The following is a 17,378-nucleotide window of genomic DNA, read 5'->3' as shown; positions in this document are numbered from 1 at the left end:
CCTATGGGCAAATCATCCCGGCCCGGCATCCGAGGCCACCACAGCCCACCCGGCGAGGTACGGTTCAGCCGGGCCGATCACGAGAGCCGTCGATGGCCGCCGGGACCGGTACCGCGCCCAGGAAACGGGCGATATGCCCGAAGACCAGCCGCGCCTCCGGCAGGACGTCCGCCAGGAGCGCGAAGACGTGCGGCATCCTGCGCCACTCCTCGTAGGTGACCGGCACCCCCGCCCGGCGGGCGCGCAGCGCGACCCGGCGGGCCTCGTCCCGCAGCACCTCGGTGGAACCGGTGACGATCATCAGCGGCGGCAGGCCGCTGTAGTCCCCGTACGCCGGTGACACCAGCGGGTCGCGCGGGTCCAGCCCGTCGGTCCAGCGGCGGGCCAGCCACTCCACCCGCCCGGCGGGCAGCACCGGATCCATCCACCGGTTGAACCTGCGCGGAGTGTCGGTCAGGTCCGCCCACGGCGACAGGCAGATCCCCGCGGCGGGCAGCGGCATCCCACGGTCGCGCAGCGACAGCAAGGTGGCCAGCGTCAGATGACCGCCCGCCGAATCCCCGGCCAGGACGATGTCACCCGCGGCGAACCCGCGATCCAGCAGGCAGCGGTAGGCGGCGTGCGCGTCCTCCAGGGACTCCGCCAGCGTGTGCACCGGCCCCTGCCGGTAGTCCAGCGCGAGCACCGGACGGCCCGCCGCCGCCGACAACCGCCAGGTGATGGACCGGTGGGTGGCGGGCGAGCAGATGAAGTACGCGCCGCCGTGGAAGTACAGCACCGCCTTCTTCCCGGCCGGGCCCTCATCGCAGGCACCGCCGGCCATGCGCACCCACTCCCCGCCGCACGCGCCGATGCCCTCCTCGGTCACCGTCACATCGCCGGGCAGCCGCCCCGGCAGCCGCTGGGCCAGCTCCACCGCCCGGCAGGCCACCGTGAGCGCCGCCGGATGCCGCAGCAACAGGCTGGACATCGGCTTCATCGTGCCCCGCATCAGCGTGTTCATCGCGGCGGCCTGCCAGCTCACGGGATAGTCCGGGGACACGTCCACGTCGATGTCAGACCGCATGCCGAACCTCCATGAAGGCACTCCCGGCGAAGCGGGCCGCTCCGCCTTCGCGTCGGTCCCCTCTCCTCACGCCCCGGTCCCGGCCTTCGTCCGGACCGGATGTCCGCCGAACTCCGCTACCCCGCAAAAGCGACATCACGCGGGCGGCCCCGAAACCCGGTTGCCCACGACCCGAGGCCACGGCACGATGGAACGCTTGTCCGCAACCCGCCGTGCGCCGCCGCGCCCGCGCGTGCCCCCGGGGAGGCAGTCTTCCAGCTCTACGCCCGCATCGCCTGGTACGGCTTTCGCCGGTACTCCGCATACCGCGCCGCCGCACTGGCCGGCGCCTTCACCAACACCATTTTCGGCATCCTGCGCGCCTACGTCCTGATCGCCCTGTGGCAGGCGCGCCCCGGCCTGGCCGGGTACGACGTCACCGACGCCGTCACCTTCTGCTTCCTCACCCAGGCGTTCATCGGACCGATGCAACTGTTCGGCGGCGGCCTCGGCATGGCCGAGCGCATCCGCTCCGGCGACGCCGCGATCGACCTGCTGCGCCCGGCCTCCCTGCAGGGCTGGCTGCTCGCCGACGACCTCGGCCGGGCGCTCTACCTGTTCCTGCTGCGCAGCATCCCGCCCACCATCGTGGGGGCCCTGCTGTTCGGCGTGGTCTTCCCATCGTCCGCGGCGGTCTGGGCGGCCTTCGCCGTCAGCATGCTGCTCGGCATCGTGGTCAGTTTCGGCCTGCGCTACCTGGTGGACCTGTCGGCCTGCTGGATCCTCGACGACCGCGGAACGGCCCAGGTCTCCCTCGTGCTCAGCCTTTTCTTCAGCGGCATGGTGGTGCCGCTGAACATCATGCCCGGCTGGCTGGGCACGGCCGCCAACGCACTGCCCTGGGCCGCGATGGTCCAGGTCCCCGCCGACGTCTACCTCGGCAAGATCACCGTGGCCGACGCGCTGACCTTCCAGGCCGGCTGGGCGGCCGTCATCCTCGCGCTCGGGGCCGTCGTCACCCGCGCGGCCCGGCGCAAGGTGGTGATCCAGGGTGGTTAGGATCTACGCGCTGCTGGCCTGGACCTGGATGCGCGCCTCCGCGCAGTACCCGGTGTCGCTGGCGCTGCTCACGCTGGGCTCGCTGACCGTCAACGCCCTGGACATCCTGGCCATCTGGGTCATCTTCTCGCACACCACCACCCTCGGCGGCTTCACCCTGCCGGAGGTCATGTTCCTGTACGGCACGGCGGGCGTGTCCTTCGCCGTGGCCGACATGCTGTTCGGCAACGTCGACCGGCTGAGCACGCACATCAAGTCGGGCAGCTTCGACATCATGCTGATCCGCCCCGCCGCCGCGTTCCTGCAGATGGCGGTGGACCGTTTCAACGTCCAGCGGTTCGGCCGGATCACCCAGGCCGCGGTCGTGCTGGGGCTGGCGCTGGCCGGGCTGGACGTGCCGTGGTCGCGGGCCTGGATGATCCCGGTGATGATCGTCTGCGGCGTCGTGATCTTCACCTCGATCTTCGCCATCGCCGGCGCGGTGCAGTTCCTGCTGATCAACGCGCCCGAGGTGGCCAACGCCTTCACCTACGGCGGGTCCTCGCTGACCCAGTATCCGCTCAGTGTCTACGGTTCGGAGCTGGTGCGGGCGGTGACGTTCGTCGTGCCGCTCGCGTTCGTCAACTGGCAGCCCGCGCTGCTGGTGCTCGGCCGGGACGATCCGCTCGGCCTGCCGCATTGGCTGCGCTATGCCTCCCCGCTCGCCGCCGTGGCCCTGGCCACGGTCGCGGTGCTGGCCTGGCGCGCCGGAATCCGCCGTTACCGATCGACAGGGAGTTGAGCAGGCGATGACCACGACGACACCGGCCGGGCAGGCCCCGATGATCGACGTCCAGGAGGTCGGGCGCACCTTCACGGTCAGGAGACGCACCGGGCTGCTGCGCCGCGAGCGGCGGGTGGTGCACGCCGTACAGAACCTGAGCTTCACCGTGCGCGCCGGGGAGTTCATCGGCTACCTGGGGCCCAACGGCGCGGGCAAGTCCACCACGATCAAGATGCTCACCGGCATCCTCGCGCCCAGTTCCGGGCGCATCCAGGTGGCCGGGCTGGACCCGGCGCGGCGGCGGACGGCGCTCGCCCGCCGGATCGGCGTGGTCTTCGGCCAGCGGACGACGCTGTGGTGGGACCTGCCGCTGCGGGACAGTTTTGAACTGATCCGGCACCTTTACAAAGTAGATCGTGTGGCCTTCCGGCGGCGCCTGGACGAGCTGACCGAACTGCTGGCCCTCGGCGAGTTCCTGCGCACCCCGGTCCGCCAGCTCAGCCTGGGGCAGCGGATGCGCGGCGACATCACCGCCGCGCTGCTGCACGACCCGCGGGTGCTGGTCCTGGACGAGCCGACCATCGGGCTCGACGTGGTGAGCAAGGCCGCGATGCGCGGGTTCCTGCGCACGCTCAACGCCGAGCGCGGCACCACCGTGCTGCTGACCACCCACGACATGGGCGACATCGAGAAGCTGTGCGACCGGGTGATGCTGATCGACCACGGCCGGCTGGCCTTCGAGGGCGGCATCGACGACCTGCGCGCCACCGCGCCCGAGGAGACCTCCATCGAGGACGTGGTGGCCCGCCTGTACGCCAGGGGCGCGCCCGCCGCGGGTCAGCAGCAGGGGAAGGGTCAGTAGTAAGTGCCTTCCTGCGACTCCTCGTAGTCCTCTTCTTCCTCCTCTTCGTGGCGGCCGGCCCAGCGGGAGGGCAGCAGCACCGGGATGAAGAGGAGGACGCCGAGCAGCGCGAAGACGCCGAAGGTGAGCAGGTACCGGCAGCCGATCACGACCTGGGCCACCAGCGGGTGCACCGACGGGCCCGCAGGGAACAGCGAGATCGCCCTGTTCATGTCGAGCGCGTACACGACCGTCCAGGCCAGCAGCGCGAGAGAGGGGACGAACGTGGCGAGCGGCGAGACCCGCCCGGCGACCACCATCCCGAGGATGAGCCCGATGACCGCCATCACGCCGAGCGCGGTCCATAACTCCGGGCCGGAGGCCATCGCCGGTGCGCCGGCCTCCTGTATCGCTCGCGTCGTGGCCCAGCCGGCCCCGCCCAAGATCCCCGCGGTGAGCACGATCCCGAGAAGCAGACCCAGGAAATGCCGCATGGCCACCACCTAGCGTCCCGTCATGCCGAGCACGACTCGTGCCGGACAGGTATCGCGAATCGGATTGCACGGTCGCCGCAACCTTAGCCGCAATGCCTCCGACGGTCAGCCGATCTCTGCATACCATCCCAAGTTTCTCCAAACCCGGGCATAGCCGGATATAGAGCACGTCGTACCGGGGAGACGGCCGGCGTGAGAGCATGTGGCTCACATGGGCGCCCGGTTACCCCTCCGCTGTACGCGGGCGGCGGCTTTCTCCGCCGTCTGCGTGATCCTCGCCGCCCTCGGGCACCGGCTGGCGGGCGGAGCCGCGCCGGTGCCGTGGACGATGGCCGCGGGCGGCGGCGGGGCACTGCTCGCCGCGCTGGCCCTCGCCGGGCGGGAGCGATCGGCCACCACCATCAGCCTCGTGCTGATGGGCCTGCAACTCGGCCTGCACGAACTGTTCTCGGTCGCCTCCGGCGCGGCCTCGTCGCTGACCCCGCACGGATACATCGGCCTCCCCTCGCCACTGCCGGCCGAAGGCCCGCACCCGCACGTGCAGCCGCCCGGCGGCACGAGCCTCGGCATGCTCATCGCCCACCTGACCGCCTCGCTGATCACCGGGCTCTGGCTGGCCCGGGGCGAGGCCGTGCTGTGGTCGGTACTGCGCCACCTCGGCGCCGCCACCCGCCGGGCGGGCGCGGCGGCGTTCGCCCGACTGCTCGGCGCCCCGCCGTACACCGGCCGGCGCCCGCTCGTCCTGCCGCTCCCGGCCCGCGAGCCGCGGGCCGCGCTCGGCCGCGGCACGCCGCTGCACGGCACGGTCGCCCGCAGGGGTCCTCCACTCCCCTCGCCCTGACCGCGACTCACCCCTTTACGCCGACGGCCACCGATGCCGGCGGCGTGCCCGCACACGTTCCCGAAGTGGAGAACCACGATGTCCCAGATGCCGCACCGGCGCCCGGCCGTACTGCGCCGCGCCGCCGCGCTCGCCGCCGCCACCACCGCCCTCACCATCGGGCTGGCCCTGCCCGCCCTCGCCCACGTGACCGTCAACCCGAACAGCGCCGAGCAGGGCGGGTTCACCAAGGTCGCCTTCCGGGTTCCCAACGAGCGGGACGACGCCGCCACCACCAAGGTCGAGGTCCACCTGCCCACCGACCATCCGCTCCCGTTCGTGTCGGTACGGCCGGTCGGCGGCTGGAAGGTGGAGGTGCACGAAAGCAAGCTGGACAAGCCGGTCACCACCGAGCACGGCGAGATCACCGAGGCGGTCACGAAGATCACCTGGTCCGGTGGGAAGATCGAGGCGGGGCAGTTCCAGGAGTTCGAGGTGTCCATGGGGTTCATGCCCAAGGACACCGACCGGCTGATGTTCCCGGCGATCCAGACCTACTCCAGCGGCGAGGTCGTCGAGTGGGACGACGCGCCCAACGCCGACGGCTCCGAACCCGAGCGGCCCGCGCCGGTGCTCAAGCTGGTCCCGGCGGCGGCCGAAGGCGAAGCCGCGGCGAGCCCGTCCGCGGCGGCCTCCCCCTCGGTGGCCGCCGCGTCCGACGTCTCCGCGTCTGCGCGGAGCTCGGAGACCGGGGGCTCCGACAGTACCGCGCGGATCCTCGCCGCGATCGGCATCGCCGCCGGTGTCATCGGTACCGTCATCGGGCTGTTCGGCCTGCGGCGGTCGCGGACCTGACGCCGGCCGAGCGCGGGGCCCTTCACCACCCTCCCCGAGCGAAGGGCCCCGCGCCGCTCACGCCGTGACGTCCCGGCCGCCGAACCGCGCCCAGGCGATCGAGCCGAAGACCACGGCATAGCACAGGAAGACCACGAGCCCCTGGACCATCGTCCCGGTGTTCACCGGATCGCGCAGCACCCCGTCGAAGTCGGTCAGCCACGACGTCAGCAGGTACGGGTCCAGCGGGGCGAGCTGCGGGATTGCCGAGAGCACCTGAGAGACGATCAGGATCACCGCGGTGGCCGCGATGGCGCCGATCGGCGCCTCGGTCAGCGTGGAAAAGGCCAGCGCGAGCGCGGCCAGCGCCGCCATCCCCGCCGCCACGTAGCCGACCACCACCAGAATGCGCAGCAGCCCCTCCGACAGCGGGATGGTGCTGCCCGACAGCAGCGTCACCGGCCCCACCGGGAAGAGCACCAGGCCGGTGATCAGCGCGGAGACCGCCACCACCGCCGTGGCGGCCAGCCCGTACACCGCGGCGTTGACGTACTTCACGGCGAGCAGCCTGGTCCGCCCCGCCGGGGCGGTCAGCAGGTAGCGCAGCGTCCCCATGGACGCCTCGCCCGCGACCGCGTCACCGGCGACCACTCCCACGGTCAGCGGCAACAGCAGCGGCACCAGCACGTACAGCGAGACGAACGCCAGGGCCAGCCCGTTGCCCGCGACCATGACGATCATGTCGTTCGCGACCTCGTCGGTGCCGAGCATCGCCAGCACCACGCCGATCACCACCGGCACCGCGGCCAGCACCGCGAGCATGACCAGGTTGCGCGGGCGGCGGAAGGTCAGGCCGAGCTCCGAGCCCAGCAGCCGCCACACTCCCCCGCCCACCCGGGGAGCCCGCGCGATGGCCCGCTCCCGATCGGCCGCCACGCCCGGATCCGGCGCCGTGCCCGCGGACGCCGCCGTCCCGGCGGCCGGAACCTCAACCGTCGACATCGAAGCCCTCCCCGGTCAGGCCCACGAACACTTCCTCAAGGCTCGGCCGCAGGACCGCGAGCCCGTGTACGGCCACCCCGGCCGTGACCAGGGCCGCGCACACCAGGTCGGGGGCCGCCGTACCCAGCGCCGCGCTCACCTCGCCCGGACCGGAACGCGGCTCGGCCAGCCCCAGCCCCGCCAGGACGCCGGCCGCCAGGCCCACGTCCGGCGTCTCGATCTTGATCCGGGGCTCGCGCCCCGCCCGCAGCTCCTCGATCGGGCCGTGCGCGACCAGGCGGCCGGTGCGCATCACGCCCACGTGCGTGCACATCTGCTCGACCTCGGAGAGCAGGTGGGAGGAGACGAACACGGTCGTACCGGCGGCGGCGACCTGCCGGATCAGCGCCCGCACCTCACGGGTGCCCGCCGGGTCGAGCCCGTTGGTCGGCTCGTCGAGGATCAGCAGCTCGCGCGGGCCGAGCAGGGCGGCGGCGATGGCCAGCCGCTGGCGCATGCCCAGGGAGTAGGCGCGGTACCGTTTGCCCGCCGCGGCGGCCAGGCCCACCCGGTCCAGGGCCAGGGCGATCCGCTCACGGGCGGTACGCCGGTCGGCCGAAGGGTCCGCCGCGTCGAAGCGGCGCAGGTTGGCCTCGCCGCTCAGATAGGGATAGAACGCGGGCCCCTCCACGACCGCCCCCACCCGGGGCAACGCCTCGGCCAGCCCGCCCGGCATGGGCACGCCCAGCAGCTCGCAGTCGCCGCCGGAAGGCGTGACCAGCCCGAGCAGCATCCGGATCGTGGTGGTCTTGCCCGAGCCGTTGGGCCCGAGGAATCCGAAGACCGAGCCGCGCGGCACGGCGAGGTCGAGGGAGTCCACGGCGACCTGCCCGCCGCGAAAGCGCTTGGTCAGCCCACGGGTGACGATCGCGTGCCCGCGCGCGGTGTCCTGGCCGGGGGACGGGGACGCCGCCTCGGGCGTCCCCCGGATCTCACCGCGCGGCCCCGCGGGCCCGGCCGCAGCCGGGTCCGCGACGTCGCGCTCCCCCGCCAGGAGCGGTGTCTCTCCTGGCGTCATGGTGCTCACTTCCGGCCGGCCGCCTCGTACAGCGCCTGCGGCCCGACCGCGCCGGCCAGCACCCGGCCGTCGTCGGTCAGCAGGACGGTGACCAGCTTGGTCTGGATCAGGCGCCCGTTGCCCCAGGCGCCGCTGACCGGCTTGGCCGCCGACAGCACGGCCTCCCCGAAACCGGCCACCTCGCTCCCGGCGCCGTCGCGCGGCTTCTCGGTGAGGTCGGAGGTCCGCAGCGGCGCGACGATCACGCTCGTCCACGCGCTGCCGTGAACGGTGACCTCGCCCGCGCCCGGGACGCGCGGACCGGCCTCCTTGGCCTCCTTGGACCCCTTGGCGTCCTTGCCCGCCTTCTCGTCACCGTGGCGCAGCCGCCCCAGCGCGTGGTCCTCGGCCTGCTCCACGTCCTTCTCGCCGATGGTCTCCTGCGTCACCTTCGCGCCCGCCGGCGGGGTGAACGTGAAGTTCTCCGGCGCGGGCGGGGTGAAGGTCACCGAGGTGTAGCCCGCCTCGAACGCCGGCTCGATCGAGTCCTTGGCGTAGATCTGGAAGCGCAGCGGCACGTAGTTCTCGCCGTCGAAGGCGATCCTGATCTCCTTGACCAGCGAATCGGGCGACTTGGGGGCGAACGTGAGCTGGTAGGCGGCGCGGTCGGCCACCTTCACGTCGTTGCTCACCCCCACCGCGGTGTGCTCGTCGATCGCGTCCAGCAACTGCGCCGACAGCGCCTGCGGCGTCAGGTCGGAGGGCATCCCCCGCCCGCCCAGCGAGTGCTTGCGGGCGCGCTCCTCGCCGCGCAGCAGGGAGTCGGCCACCTTCAGCCGGGTGGCCTTGTTGCCCCCGCTCTCATACAGCCAGAGCCGATCGCCGTTCTTGATCAGGTTGGTCTCGCTCATCCGGCCCAGCAGGGCGACCCGCTGGCGGTCGGCGCCGCCGTACCAGACCTTGAACTCGTGCGCTCCGGTCAGCAGCGACAGCGGCGAGGTGGGATCGGCGGACTGCGCCGGCATCGAGGGCAGGCCGAGGGAGGACGTCTGCAGGACGGTGCCGGACATCGGCGGGAACTGCCCCGACCGGGCGGCGCGCGCCGCCTCGGCGAGCAGTTGCGCCGCGGTGCGGTCGGGCAGGGCTGGAGAGCCCTGCACGGCCGCGATGACCGGCCCGGTGCCCACGGCCGCGGCGATCACGGCCACCGCGGCGATCGGCACACCCCACCTCACGGCACGACCCCGTGACTTGCGAGACTCCCTGGGCGGTCCCGTGTCGTGAACGTTGGACGACATCTCACTCCTTAACCGTATGTCGCCGGCCGCGGATGGGCGGCCGGTCACAACGAAGCCTGCGCGGTCGTCGCTGTGCCCAAGCTGAGACAGACTGAGAGGTGTCTCAGGCTGAGAAACCTCTCAGCGCTCTCAGCCCGGTCTCAGGCGCGTTGACCAGGATGGGAGGACACGTGCGGTTTCAGGAGGTCAGCGGATGCGGGTTCTCGTGGTCGAGGACGAGCGGCGGATGGCCGCCGCGCTCCAGCGGGGGCTATCGGCGGAGGGTTTCGCCGTGGACCTCGCGCACGACGGCGAGGACGGCCTGCACATGGCCAGGCAGGGCGAGTACGACGTGATCGTGCTCGACATCATGCTGCCGCGGATCTCCGGCTACAACGTCTGCAAGACGCTGCGCGCCGAGGAGAACTGGGTGCCGATCCTGATGCTCTCCGCCAAGGACGGCGAGTACGACTTGGCCGACGGCCTGGACCTCGGCGCGGACGACTACCTCACCAAGCCGTTCTCCTACGTGGTGCTGGTGGCCCGGCTGCGGGCGCTGCTGCGGCGTGGCGCGGGGCGGCGGCCCGCCGTGCTGCGGTCCGGTGACCTGGAGCTCGACCCGGCCAGCCGGCGGGTGGCCCGGGGGCGGACCGAGATCGAGCTGACGCCGCGGGAGTTCGCGCTGCTGGAGTTCCTGCTGCGCCGCCACGACGAGGTGGTCTCCAAGTCGGAGATCCTGGAGCACGTCTGGGACACCTTCGACACCGACCCCAACGTGGTGGAGGTGTACGTGGGCTACCTGCGCAGGAAGATCGACGCCCCGTTCGGCAGGAGCGCCCTGCAGACCGTGCGCGGCGCGGGCTACCGGCTGGTGGGCGATGGCGGCTGAGCCGGGCTCCGCCGGGCGCTGGTGGCGGCGTAAGAGCCTGCGCTTCCGCGTGACGGCCGCGGCGGCGGCGGTGCTCGCCCTGGCGCTCGCCATCTTCGCCTGGGTATTGCTCGGGCTGCTCGGCAGGTCGCTGACCGCCACCGTCGACGACTCGGCCCTGCAGCGCGCCAACCGGGTGCGCGCCGACGCCGACGCCGGGCGGCTGCCGCCCGAGCTGAGCAACCCCGACGGGACGCTCATCCAGGTCATCGAGCCGGGCGGCCGGGTGATGCACGCCACGGTCGGCACCGACCGGCTGGTACCGCTGCTCGGCCCCGCCGCCCGCGCCCAGGCGATCAGGTCCGACCAGGCCGGCGACCTGGACGGCGCGCCGTACGGCATCCCCGGGCGGCTGCGCGTGGTCGCGGTGTCCGCCGACCACGGCCGGGTGGTGATCGCCGCGCGCTCGATCGCCGAGGTGGAGAAGAGCCTGGCCGCCGCGACGCAGGTGCTGCTCTTCGGCACGCCGCTGCTGGTGATCCTGCTGGCCGCGGTGAGCTGGATGATCGTCGGCGGCACCCTGCGGCCGATCTCCTCGCTGCGCAGGGGCGCGGCCGAGATCTCCGGCACGGCCCGCTCCCGGCGGCTGCCGGTGCCCGAGGCCGACGACGAGGTGCACAGCCTGGCCATGACCCTGAACGACATGCTCGCCCGGCTGGAGGAGGCCGACACCCGGCAGCGGGCGCTGGTCTCCGACGCCGCCCACGAGCTGCGCAGCCCGCTGGCCAGCATCAGGCTGCAACTGGAGGTCGCGCTCGGGCACCCCGAGGGACAGGACTGGCGGGAGACCGCCGAGGGCGTGCTGGAGGACGCGATGCGCCTGTCCCGCCTGGCCGAGGACCTGCTCGCGCTGGCCCGGCTGGACGAGCGCGGCGGCATCCCGGCCCGCCGCGAGCCGGTGGACCTCGAAGGGCTGGTACGGCAGGGCGTCGAACGCTACGCCGACAGCCCGGTCACGGTCTCCTGCGCCGTCGTGGACGGCGGCCTGTCGGTCACCGGCGACGCGCTCGACCTGGGGCGGGTGCTGACCAACCTGGTGGACAACGCGGTACGGCACGCCCAGGCCGGGGTGGCGGTGGAGTTGCGCGCCGAGGGCACGGCGGCGCTGCTGACCGTCACCGACGACGGGCCCGGCATCCCCGATGCCGACAGGGAACGCGTCTTCGACCGCTTCACCCGGCTGGACACCGCGCGCAGCCGCGACGAGGGCGGCGCGGGGCTGGGACTGGCCATCGTCCGCGAGACCGTGCGGGCGCACGGCGGCAGCGTCCATCTGGAGTCCGCGGACGGCTCAGGGGACGACGCGGAGGGGCAGGGCCTGCGGGCGGTGGTACGGCTGCCGCTCACGACCGTCCCCACACTCTCGTCCCGGCCGGTTCCCGATGCCCGTGCGCCCGGCGGCCCGGTCAACGGGGCCGTACTGGAAAGTGCGAAGGATCAATGACGGGCGACGCGGTCCGGCTGTGCCGTCCGCCGCTCTACGCCGACCGGGAGACCGTCATCCCGGCGCGGAGCTCGCGCCCGGCGGTGCCGCCCCACCCGGCACCGGCTTCCTGTACTACTCGTGAGCGTTGGAACGCTCCCGCTGACTGGACGAGACGGCGGCGCTAGGCCGCGCTGCCCCCTTCGGCGAGCGCCAGAAAATCCTGGGCGATCAGCGGAAGGCGGCGACGGGCGTGCACGATGGCGATCACCCGCCGGACGGGTGGCTCCAACGAACGGATCACCAGCCCCGCTCGCAGGGCCTGCTCGGTCAGCCCGCGGTATCCGAGCAGGGAACCCACCCCCGCGCGGACATGGGCCATCGAACTGCCCCGTTCATCGGTCTCGGCGGCGGTCACCGGCCGCACGCCGTGCTTGGCGAACATCGCGTCGAACTCCCTGCGCCTGGCGCTGCCCCGCTTGGGGAGCACCAGCCGCATGCCGGTCAGCCGGGCCATCGGCACCGTGTCGGGGAGGTCGAGGCCAGGAGGGGAGATGAGCACGATCTCCTGGCGTTCCAGTGGGTGGCCGATCAGGTCGGCGGGGACCGGCAGGTCGGTCAGGCCAAGATCGGCCCGCTGGTCCCTGACGGCGCTCACCACGCCGTCACGTCCGTCACAGCGCACGATGTGCACGCGTACCGCGGGGTTCCGCTCGGCGTACGCGGGCAGGAGTCGCGTGGCGAGCGCCGGCTCCAGGCTCGGCGTCAGCGCGATCCGAAGGTCGGTGTCGGCCGAGCGGCCGTGCCCGGCCAGCGACTCGATCTCATGTACGGCGTCTAATGCCTCCTTCGCGAGTTTGACGACCCTGCGTCCCTGGGCCGTGACGACCACGCCACGACCGGAACGCGCGAACAACGTCATTCCGAGTTCACGCTCCAGGTCCCTGATCGCGCGGGAAAGCGCGGGTTGCGCGATGTACAGAGACCTGGCGGCGTCTGTCATGGTGCGGTGCTCCGCAGTCGCCACAACGTAGCGGAGCTGCTGCAGATTCATGCTTTGAAGCTAGGACACAGTGCCTTGATCGGTCCGCCACATTGCGGAGATCACCTCGCACGATTTCACTGAGTAACGGATCAGGCCGACATTCGTGACGGGTGATAAATCAGTATGCTTCTGCCCCAAATAAGGTAAAGGTCCGGCTGGTTTGTCGTGGTCAGGACAAACGGGGTAAGGGGAAGACAGCTTGGCAGTCAACGGACAGTATCCACCGCCACCACCCTCGTCCCCGCCGCCCCAGCAGCCCTTCCCCGCCTCAGGCGGCGACGATGACGGCCCGCACCGGCATACCCGCCTCTATGGCCCCGGCGACGCCCCCGACGCCCCTCCGCACCCCACCGCTCCCGGCCCGCCCCAAAGCGGCCCCACCCCCCACGGCCACCCGCCCGCCCCATACCCGGGCGATCCTCAGCGCTCCGGGCCCTACAGCGGCCAGGCGGCCCCTCCTCCGGCGGGCCGCCATGCCGACCCACACCACGGCGGCCCCATGGCCGGCCCGCCTCCCCATGGCGGCCCGGCGGCCGGTCCCTATGGCGCGGACGGTCACCCGGGCACGCCTTATCCGGCGGGCCGCGACCACCAGGGCCACCGGCGCGAGCCCGGCCATCCCGCCGCGCCGCCCGGGTACCCCCCGGCGGCCGGGCGGGGCGCGGGGCCTGGGTACCCACCGGCCACCCCGGGCTCCGGCCCTCCGCCGTCCACTCCCGGATACCCGCCCCCAGGAACCGGCCCGGCGCGCCCGCCGTACCCACCCGGCCCCGGCATGGCGGCCCACCCCACCCCACCCGACTCCGGCCATCCGGCCCCAAGGATCGATCCGACACACCCGCCCTACCCACCCGGCCCCGGCATGGCAACCCCTCCCACCCCACCCGACTCCGGCCATCGCGCCCCGAGAGTCGAGGCGGCGCGACCGCCGTCGCCGCCCGGGCCCGGCCACCGCTCCCCCATGGACTACCCGCCGCCGCCTCCGGGCGGCCCGTTCGCCGGCCATCCTCCGCATCCGCCGTTCGCACCACAGCAGCAGGCGCGAGAGCAACGGCCGTATCCGCCGCCGCCGAGGCGGCACGCCGGGCCGCCCGGCCGCCCGTACGGCGGGCCCGCCCATCCCCCGCCGCCCCGCTACCACCAGGGCGGGCGGCGCAAGGGCGGGAGCGGCGTGGCGGTGGTCATCGGGGTCCTCGGCGGCATCGCCGGCCTGTTCGTCGTGCTGGTCGTGATCGCCGCCGCGGTGAGCTCCTTCGCCGACAGGGACTGGACCTCCCCCATCGCCCTGCCCACCTACACGCCGCCCACCTTCGACGAGCCCGAACGCCCCACCGAGCCCAGCCGTACCGATGACCGGTCCGAGCCTCCGAACCGGCAAGATCAGGAAACGGACTCGACGGAATCGACGGACCCGGCCCAGCGCGCCCGCCCAACCCTGAACCGGTCGCTGCAGAACAACACCCTCTACCGCGCAGGCGGCCTGCCCGCGATCAACTGCCCCGGCGGCGGCGCGAGCATCTACAACCACGCCCAGCTCAAGGCGCTGATCCTCAAGACGTCACGGTGCATGGACCGGGTGTGGTCACAGGTCCTCACGAGGCAGGGCATCAGGTGGCACCGTCCCGGTTACGCCATCGCGGCCAGGAGCGGCCGGGGCGCCTGCGGCGACTACCCCTCCCCCGGCAGCATCGTGCCGTACTACTGCCCGCGCAACACCACGATCTACGCCTCCACCTCGGCGATGGCGCGCGGGTCCGGCAACTCCCAGGGGTACGGCCAGACGACGTCCTGGCACGGCGGGATCATCAGCATGATGGCCCACGAGTACGGCCACCATGTCCAGCACCTGTCCGGGCTGAGCGACTCATGGTGGACCAAGACCCTCGCCTCCACCAGCAACAGCGGCAAGCTGGCGCTGAGCCGCCGCTTCGAGTTGCAGGCCACCTGCTTCGCCGGGATGTTCATGCGGGCGGCCTCCGCCACATACCCGGTGCCGCCCTCGCGCCGCCGCGTTCTGTACTTCTTCCATTCCCGGGTGGGCGACTGGCCGGGCAGGCCCCGCGATCACGGGTCGCCACCGAACAACGGCAGGTGGTTCCGGCAGGGCTATGAGAAGAACAAGGCGTTCCAGTGCAACACGTGGCTGGCGCCGCCCAACACAACCTCGTAGATTAATGGGCTATTCATGAGTGGTTAGCCATCTGTCGGTGTTGTCCAGGTATGGGGCGTAGAATCCAGGACAATTCCCGGACAGCGGGGGACCAAGGACAGGTCTGGCCTGGTCAAGTATCCACCCGGACGATGACCCGGCCGCCCAGCCGGGCCGGTGGGGCCGGCCCAGATCACATGACGACGAGGGAGCGGTGTGACGATGCGCCATGGGCAGTCATCGGGGGATCCCGCGGACGACGGCGGGAAACGGCGCCCCCGGCGGCGACCTACCGGCGGACGGCAACGCGCACAGCGTCCCGCTCCCGGAGCCCAGCCCGGCGGGCAGGGCGAACCCCCGGAGACCGGCCAGTTCAGCATGCCCCCCGGGGCGCTCGACGAGAAGGACCACCGCCCCGGCCTGGGCGACCCGCCCCCTTCAGACGCGCCCGACACGGGCACCATGTGGGCGGTCGGGCGCGAAGAAGAGGGCGCACCCGGGCCCGGGCAGGGCGGCGACGGCCCACCGCGCCGCGGGGCGGGCGCCCGCCCCGTCGGCCCCGGCGAACCGACGGTCGCGGTCCGCCGCCCGTCGCGCGGCCCCGGCGGAGACGCCGAACACGAAGACCCCCGAAGGCGGGAGGGTCGCCATGCCCCCGGCACCGGATTCCCACCAGGACCAGGACACCCGGAAGGCGCCTACCCGGACGCCGGACGCGCGGGAGGGCCAGGCCACCCGGAAAGCACAGGTACGGCCGGGCCAGGCGGTAGAGGTACCAGAGCACGCGGCGCGGGACACGCGGACGCGGGCGGCGGTCTGGGAGCGGTAGGCCCGGGCACCCGACACGCCGCAGGGCACGGGCCACGCGCGGAGGCGGCGGGTGGGCCGATGGGAGCGCCTGGCGATGCCGGGCGGGCAGCAGGCCAGGGCGGTGCAGGCGGGAGGGGCACCGGGCCCTCTGGAGGCGGCGGGCGTACTGGTGGCAGAGGCCGCGGGGGCAGGAAAGGCCCCGGCGGCCCTGGGGGCAGAGGCCCCGCTCGCCCAGATGGGGCAGGTTCGGCGGGTGCCGGTGGTGCCGGGGGTAGAGGTTCAGCGGGCGGCGGCGGTGCCGGCGGGCGACGGGCCGGGGGCGGGCCGGAGTTCGCCAGACGGCTGAGCGCCGCGTCGATCGTCGGCTGGACCGCGTTGTCGGCCCTGGTGCCCGGTGCCGCGCACCTGCGGGCCGGGCGGCGGCGCACCGGTTACGTCCTGCTCGGCGCGTTCGGGCTGTTGCTGCTCAGTGCCGCCGTGATCGCGGTCGTCATCCTGAACAACGTCGGCCTGCTGCTCCGCGACAGCACCCTCCTGACCGCCACCGTCCTCGCCGTGGTCGGCGCGCTGCTGTGGTTCGTCCTGATCGTGACGTCCTACGTCAGCCTCAAGCCCGGCCGGCTGAACAGAGTCGGTCAGATCGCCTCCGGCATCGCCGTCGGCCTGCTGTGCATCGTGGTGGTCGCCCCCTTCGCGGTGGCCGCCAACACCGTGATCGCCGCCCGCAACACGGCCAACTTCATCTTCCCCTCCGGCACCCACCAGACCACCGCGCCGATCAAGCACGAGGACCCGTGGAACGGCCGGGACCGGGTGAACTTCCTGCTGGTGGGCGGGGACGCGGCGGGCAACCGTACCGGCGTGCGGACCGACAGCATGACGGTGGCCAGCGTGGACGTGAAGACCGGCAACACGGTCATGTTCAGTCTGCCGCGCAACATGCAGCACGTCCGCTTCCCGCCGCACAGCCCGCTCGGCAAGCGGTTCCCGAACGGTTTCTTCGCCGAGCTCCCCAACGGCGGCCTGCTGAACGAGGTGTGGCAGTTCGCCGAGGACAATCCGCAGGTCATGGGGGGCAAGCACCAGGGGCCCAGGGCGCTGAAGGACGCGATCGGGCACACGCTCGGCCTCAAGATCGACTACTATGCGCTGGTCAACATGTACGGCTTCGCCGACCTCGTGGACGCGATCGGCGGCCTGGACATCCGGGTCGAGCAGGACATCAAGTGGGGCGGCCTGTACGGCACCGCAGGAACCATCAAGGCGGGCTTTCGCAAGCTGTCCGGCGAGGAGGTCCTGTGGTACGGCCGTTCGCGGGTGAACAGCGATGACTTCTCCCGGATGGCCCGCCAGCGGTGCGTCATCGGGGCGTTCGCCAAGCAGGCCACCCCTGACGTCGTACTGGCCAACTTCAACAAGATCGCAGCCGCGACCAAGCGGCTGGCCAGCACCGACATCCCCCGCCCGCTGCTCGAACATCTGGCGGACCTGGCGCTCAAGGTGAAGAACGCCAAGATCACCAGCACGCAGTTCGTGCCGCCGGGGTTCTGGCCGGGGAACGTGGACTGGGTGAAGGTGCGCCGTACCGTGACGAGCGCGCTGCGCCAGTCCACGCGCGGCAACAGGCGGGCCCTGGCGGCGGACGTCACCGCCTCCCCCGGCGCGACCGGTACCGGCACCACCGGGCGGCCGACCACCGAGCCGCAGGCCAAGGGGCCGGGCCAGTCGCCCACCCCCGGTTCGCCGAAGAAGGACACCGGCGACAAGGACCTCGCCGAGGTCTGCGGGCTCTGACCCGCCCGGCGAAAGGCGAAGGACGAAAGGCGACGGCCCCCGTGCGCCACGCACGGGG

The 17,378-nt window shown here is 72.6% G+C and carries 17 protein-coding genes; 10 read left to right on the top strand and 7 right to left on the bottom strand.

From position 1 onward, the window contains the following. Positions 1-64: 64 nt before the first annotated feature. Positions 65-1,066 (bottom strand): alpha/beta hydrolase, encoded by a 1,002-nt coding sequence (locus ACH34R_RS31320; RefSeq protein ID WP_397565145.1) that lies wholly within the window; start codon positions 1,064-1,066, stop codon positions 65-67. Between the two features lie 99 nt (positions 1,067-1,165). Here ACH34R_RS31320 and ACH34R_RS31315 point away from each other — a divergent pair, with 99 nt between their 5' ends. From ACH34R_RS31315 to ACH34R_RS31305, 3 genes are read left to right on the top strand one after another with little or no spacing between them, the layout of a single operon-like run. Next, the gene (locus tag ACH34R_RS31315) at positions 1,166-2,104 is read left to right on the top strand and encodes an ABC transporter permease (protein ID WP_397565144.1); all 939 of its coding nucleotides are present in this window, start codon (positions 1,166-1,168) and stop codon (positions 2,102-2,104) included. After that, the gene (locus ACH34R_RS31310; protein WP_397565143.1) at positions 2,097-2,885 is read left to right on the top strand and encodes an ABC transporter permease; all 789 of its coding nucleotides are present in this window, start codon (positions 2,097-2,099) and stop codon (positions 2,883-2,885) included. The genes ACH34R_RS31315 and ACH34R_RS31310 overlap by 8 nt, the downstream gene beginning before the upstream one ends. Before the next feature lie 7 nt (positions 2,886-2,892). Next, a complete protein-coding gene (locus ACH34R_RS31305; protein WP_397565142.1) occupies positions 2,893-3,729 on the top strand; it encodes an ATP-binding cassette domain-containing protein in 837 nt (278 codons plus the stop codon). On the opposite strand, the gene ACH34R_RS31300 is transcribed toward ACH34R_RS31305, so the two are convergent. Continuing rightward, positions 3,723-4,202: a hypothetical protein gene (locus ACH34R_RS31300; protein WP_397565140.1), complete on the bottom strand. Its 480-nt coding sequence runs from the start codon at positions 4,200-4,202 to the stop codon at positions 3,723-3,725. The genes ACH34R_RS31305 and ACH34R_RS31300 overlap by 7 nt on opposite strands. Positions 4,203-4,413: 211 nt before the next feature. Between ACH34R_RS31300 and ACH34R_RS31295 the strand changes: the two genes are divergently transcribed. Both ACH34R_RS31295 and ACH34R_RS31290 read left to right on the top strand, forming a co-directional pair. After that, the gene (locus tag ACH34R_RS31295) at positions 4,414-5,043 is read left to right on the top strand and encodes an MFS transporter (RefSeq protein ID WP_397565139.1); all 630 of its coding nucleotides are present in this window, start codon (positions 4,414-4,416) and stop codon (positions 5,041-5,043) included. An 87-nt stretch (positions 5,044-5,130) separates the two neighbouring features. Continuing rightward, the gene (locus tag ACH34R_RS31290; RefSeq protein WP_397565138.1) at positions 5,131-5,877 is read left to right on the top strand and encodes a YcnI family protein; all 747 of its coding nucleotides are present in this window, start codon (positions 5,131-5,133) and stop codon (positions 5,875-5,877) included. Between the two features lie 57 nt (positions 5,878-5,934). On the opposite strand, the gene ACH34R_RS31285 is transcribed toward ACH34R_RS31290, so the two are convergent. From ACH34R_RS31285 to ACH34R_RS31275, 3 genes are read right to left on the bottom strand one after another with little or no spacing between them, the layout of a single operon-like run. Next, positions 5,935-6,858 (bottom strand): ABC transporter permease, encoded by a 924-nt coding sequence (locus ACH34R_RS31285; protein ID WP_397565137.1) that lies wholly within the window; start codon positions 6,856-6,858, stop codon positions 5,935-5,937. Continuing rightward, positions 6,845-7,915 carry an ATP-binding cassette domain-containing protein gene (locus ACH34R_RS31280; protein ID WP_397565136.1) on the bottom strand — a complete coding sequence of 357 codons (1,071 nt, stop codon included), beginning with the start codon at positions 7,913-7,915 and terminating at the stop codon, positions 6,845-6,847. The genes ACH34R_RS31285 and ACH34R_RS31280 overlap by 14 nt, the downstream gene beginning before the upstream one ends. A 5-nt stretch (positions 7,916-7,920) precedes the next feature. Further along, a complete protein-coding gene (locus tag ACH34R_RS31275) occupies positions 7,921-9,117 on the bottom strand; it encodes an outer membrane lipoprotein carrier protein LolA (RefSeq protein WP_397565135.1) in 1,197 nt (398 codons plus the stop codon). A gap of 268 nt (positions 9,118-9,385) precedes the next feature. On the opposite strand from ACH34R_RS31275, the gene ACH34R_RS31270 reads away from it, so the two are divergent. Both ACH34R_RS31270 and ACH34R_RS31265 read left to right on the top strand, forming a co-directional pair. Then, positions 9,386-10,060 (top strand): response regulator transcription factor, encoded by a 675-nt coding sequence (locus ACH34R_RS31270; RefSeq protein ID WP_397565134.1) that lies wholly within the window; start codon positions 9,386-9,388, stop codon positions 10,058-10,060. Further along, complete coding sequence (locus tag ACH34R_RS31265; RefSeq protein ID WP_397565133.1) at positions 10,050-11,543, top strand: sensor histidine kinase; 1,494 nt, start codon at positions 10,050-10,052, stop codon at positions 11,541-11,543. Before ACH34R_RS31270 ends, ACH34R_RS31265 begins: the two co-directional genes overlap by 11 nt. Positions 11,544-11,706: 163 nt before the next feature. Here ACH34R_RS31265 and ACH34R_RS31260 read toward each other — a convergent pair whose 3' ends face one another. Continuing rightward, a complete protein-coding gene (locus tag ACH34R_RS31260; RefSeq protein ID WP_397565132.1) occupies positions 11,707-12,576 on the bottom strand; it encodes a LysR family transcriptional regulator in 870 nt (289 codons plus the stop codon). A 952-nt stretch (positions 12,577-13,528) separates the two neighbouring features. Between ACH34R_RS31260 and ACH34R_RS31255 the strand changes: the two genes are divergently transcribed. Continuing rightward, a complete protein-coding gene (locus tag ACH34R_RS31255; protein WP_397565131.1) occupies positions 13,529-14,737 on the top strand; it encodes a neutral zinc metallopeptidase in 1,209 nt (402 codons plus the stop codon). Positions 14,738-15,154: 417 nt separating this feature from the next. On the opposite strand, the gene ACH34R_RS31250 is transcribed toward ACH34R_RS31255, so the two are convergent. Further along, on the bottom strand, positions 15,155-15,367 hold the full coding sequence (locus ACH34R_RS31250; protein WP_397565130.1) for a hypothetical protein: 213 nt from the start codon (positions 15,365-15,367) through the stop codon (positions 15,155-15,157). A 229-nt stretch (positions 15,368-15,596) separates the two neighbouring features. On the opposite strand from ACH34R_RS31250, the gene ACH34R_RS31245 reads away from it, so the two are divergent. Both ACH34R_RS31245 and ACH34R_RS31240 read left to right on the top strand, forming a co-directional pair. Then, a complete protein-coding gene (locus ACH34R_RS31245) occupies positions 15,597-15,872 on the top strand; it encodes a hypothetical protein (protein WP_397565129.1) in 276 nt (91 codons plus the stop codon). A 29-nt stretch (positions 15,873-15,901) separates the two neighbouring features. After that, positions 15,902-17,320 (top strand): LCP family protein, encoded by a 1,419-nt coding sequence (locus ACH34R_RS31240; protein ID WP_397565128.1) that lies wholly within the window; start codon positions 15,902-15,904, stop codon positions 17,318-17,320. The last annotated feature ends 58 nt before the right edge of the window (positions 17,321-17,378 follow it).

Source organism: Spongiactinospora sp. 9N601 (assembly GCF_044326295.1).
Classification (GTDB): Bacteria; Actinomycetota; Actinomycetes; order Streptosporangiales; family Streptosporangiaceae; genus Spongiactinospora; species Spongiactinospora gelatinilytica.
Note: the sequence above shows the minus strand (reverse complement) of the source record. Positions and strands in the feature narration are given on the sequence as shown.

Excerpts from the sequence above, each read along its gene's own strand:
- ACH34R_RS31320 (WP_397565145.1), bottom strand. The coding sequence starts at position 1,066 with ATGCGGTCTGACATCGACGTGGACGTGTCCCCGGACTATCCCGTGAGC.
- ACH34R_RS31315 (WP_397565144.1), top strand. The coding sequence starts at position 1,166 with ATGTCCGCCGAACTCCGCTACCCCGCAAAAGCGACATCACGCGGGCGG.
- ACH34R_RS31305 (WP_397565142.1), top strand. The coding sequence starts at position 2,893 with ATGACCACGACGACACCGGCCGGGCAGGCCCCGATGATCGACGTCCAG.
- ACH34R_RS31300 (WP_397565140.1), bottom strand. The coding sequence starts at position 4,202 with ATGCGGCATTTCCTGGGTCTGCTTCTCGGGATCGTGCTCACCGCGGGG.
- ACH34R_RS31295 (WP_397565139.1), top strand. The coding sequence starts at position 4,414 with ATGGGCGCCCGGTTACCCCTCCGCTGTACGCGGGCGGCGGCTTTCTCC.
- ACH34R_RS31290 (WP_397565138.1), top strand. The coding sequence starts at position 5,131 with ATGCCGCACCGGCGCCCGGCCGTACTGCGCCGCGCCGCCGCGCTCGCC.
- ACH34R_RS31285 (WP_397565137.1), bottom strand. The coding sequence starts at position 6,858 with ATGTCGACGGTTGAGGTTCCGGCCGCCGGGACGGCGGCGTCCGCGGGC.
- ACH34R_RS31280 (WP_397565136.1), bottom strand. The coding sequence starts at position 7,915 with ATGACGCCAGGAGAGACACCGCTCCTGGCGGGGGAGCGCGACGTCGCG.
- ACH34R_RS31270 (WP_397565134.1), top strand. The coding sequence starts at position 9,386 with ATGCGGGTTCTCGTGGTCGAGGACGAGCGGCGGATGGCCGCCGCGCTC.
- ACH34R_RS31265 (WP_397565133.1), top strand. The coding sequence starts at position 10,050 with ATGGCGGCTGAGCCGGGCTCCGCCGGGCGCTGGTGGCGGCGTAAGAGC.
- ACH34R_RS31260 (WP_397565132.1), bottom strand. The coding sequence starts at position 12,576 with ATGAATCTGCAGCAGCTCCGCTACGTTGTGGCGACTGCGGAGCACCGC.
- ACH34R_RS31255 (WP_397565131.1), top strand. The coding sequence starts at position 13,529 with ATGGACTACCCGCCGCCGCCTCCGGGCGGCCCGTTCGCCGGCCATCCT.
- ACH34R_RS31250 (WP_397565130.1), bottom strand. The coding sequence starts at position 15,367 with ATGGCGACCCTCCCGCCTTCGGGGGTCTTCGTGTTCGGCGTCTCCGCC.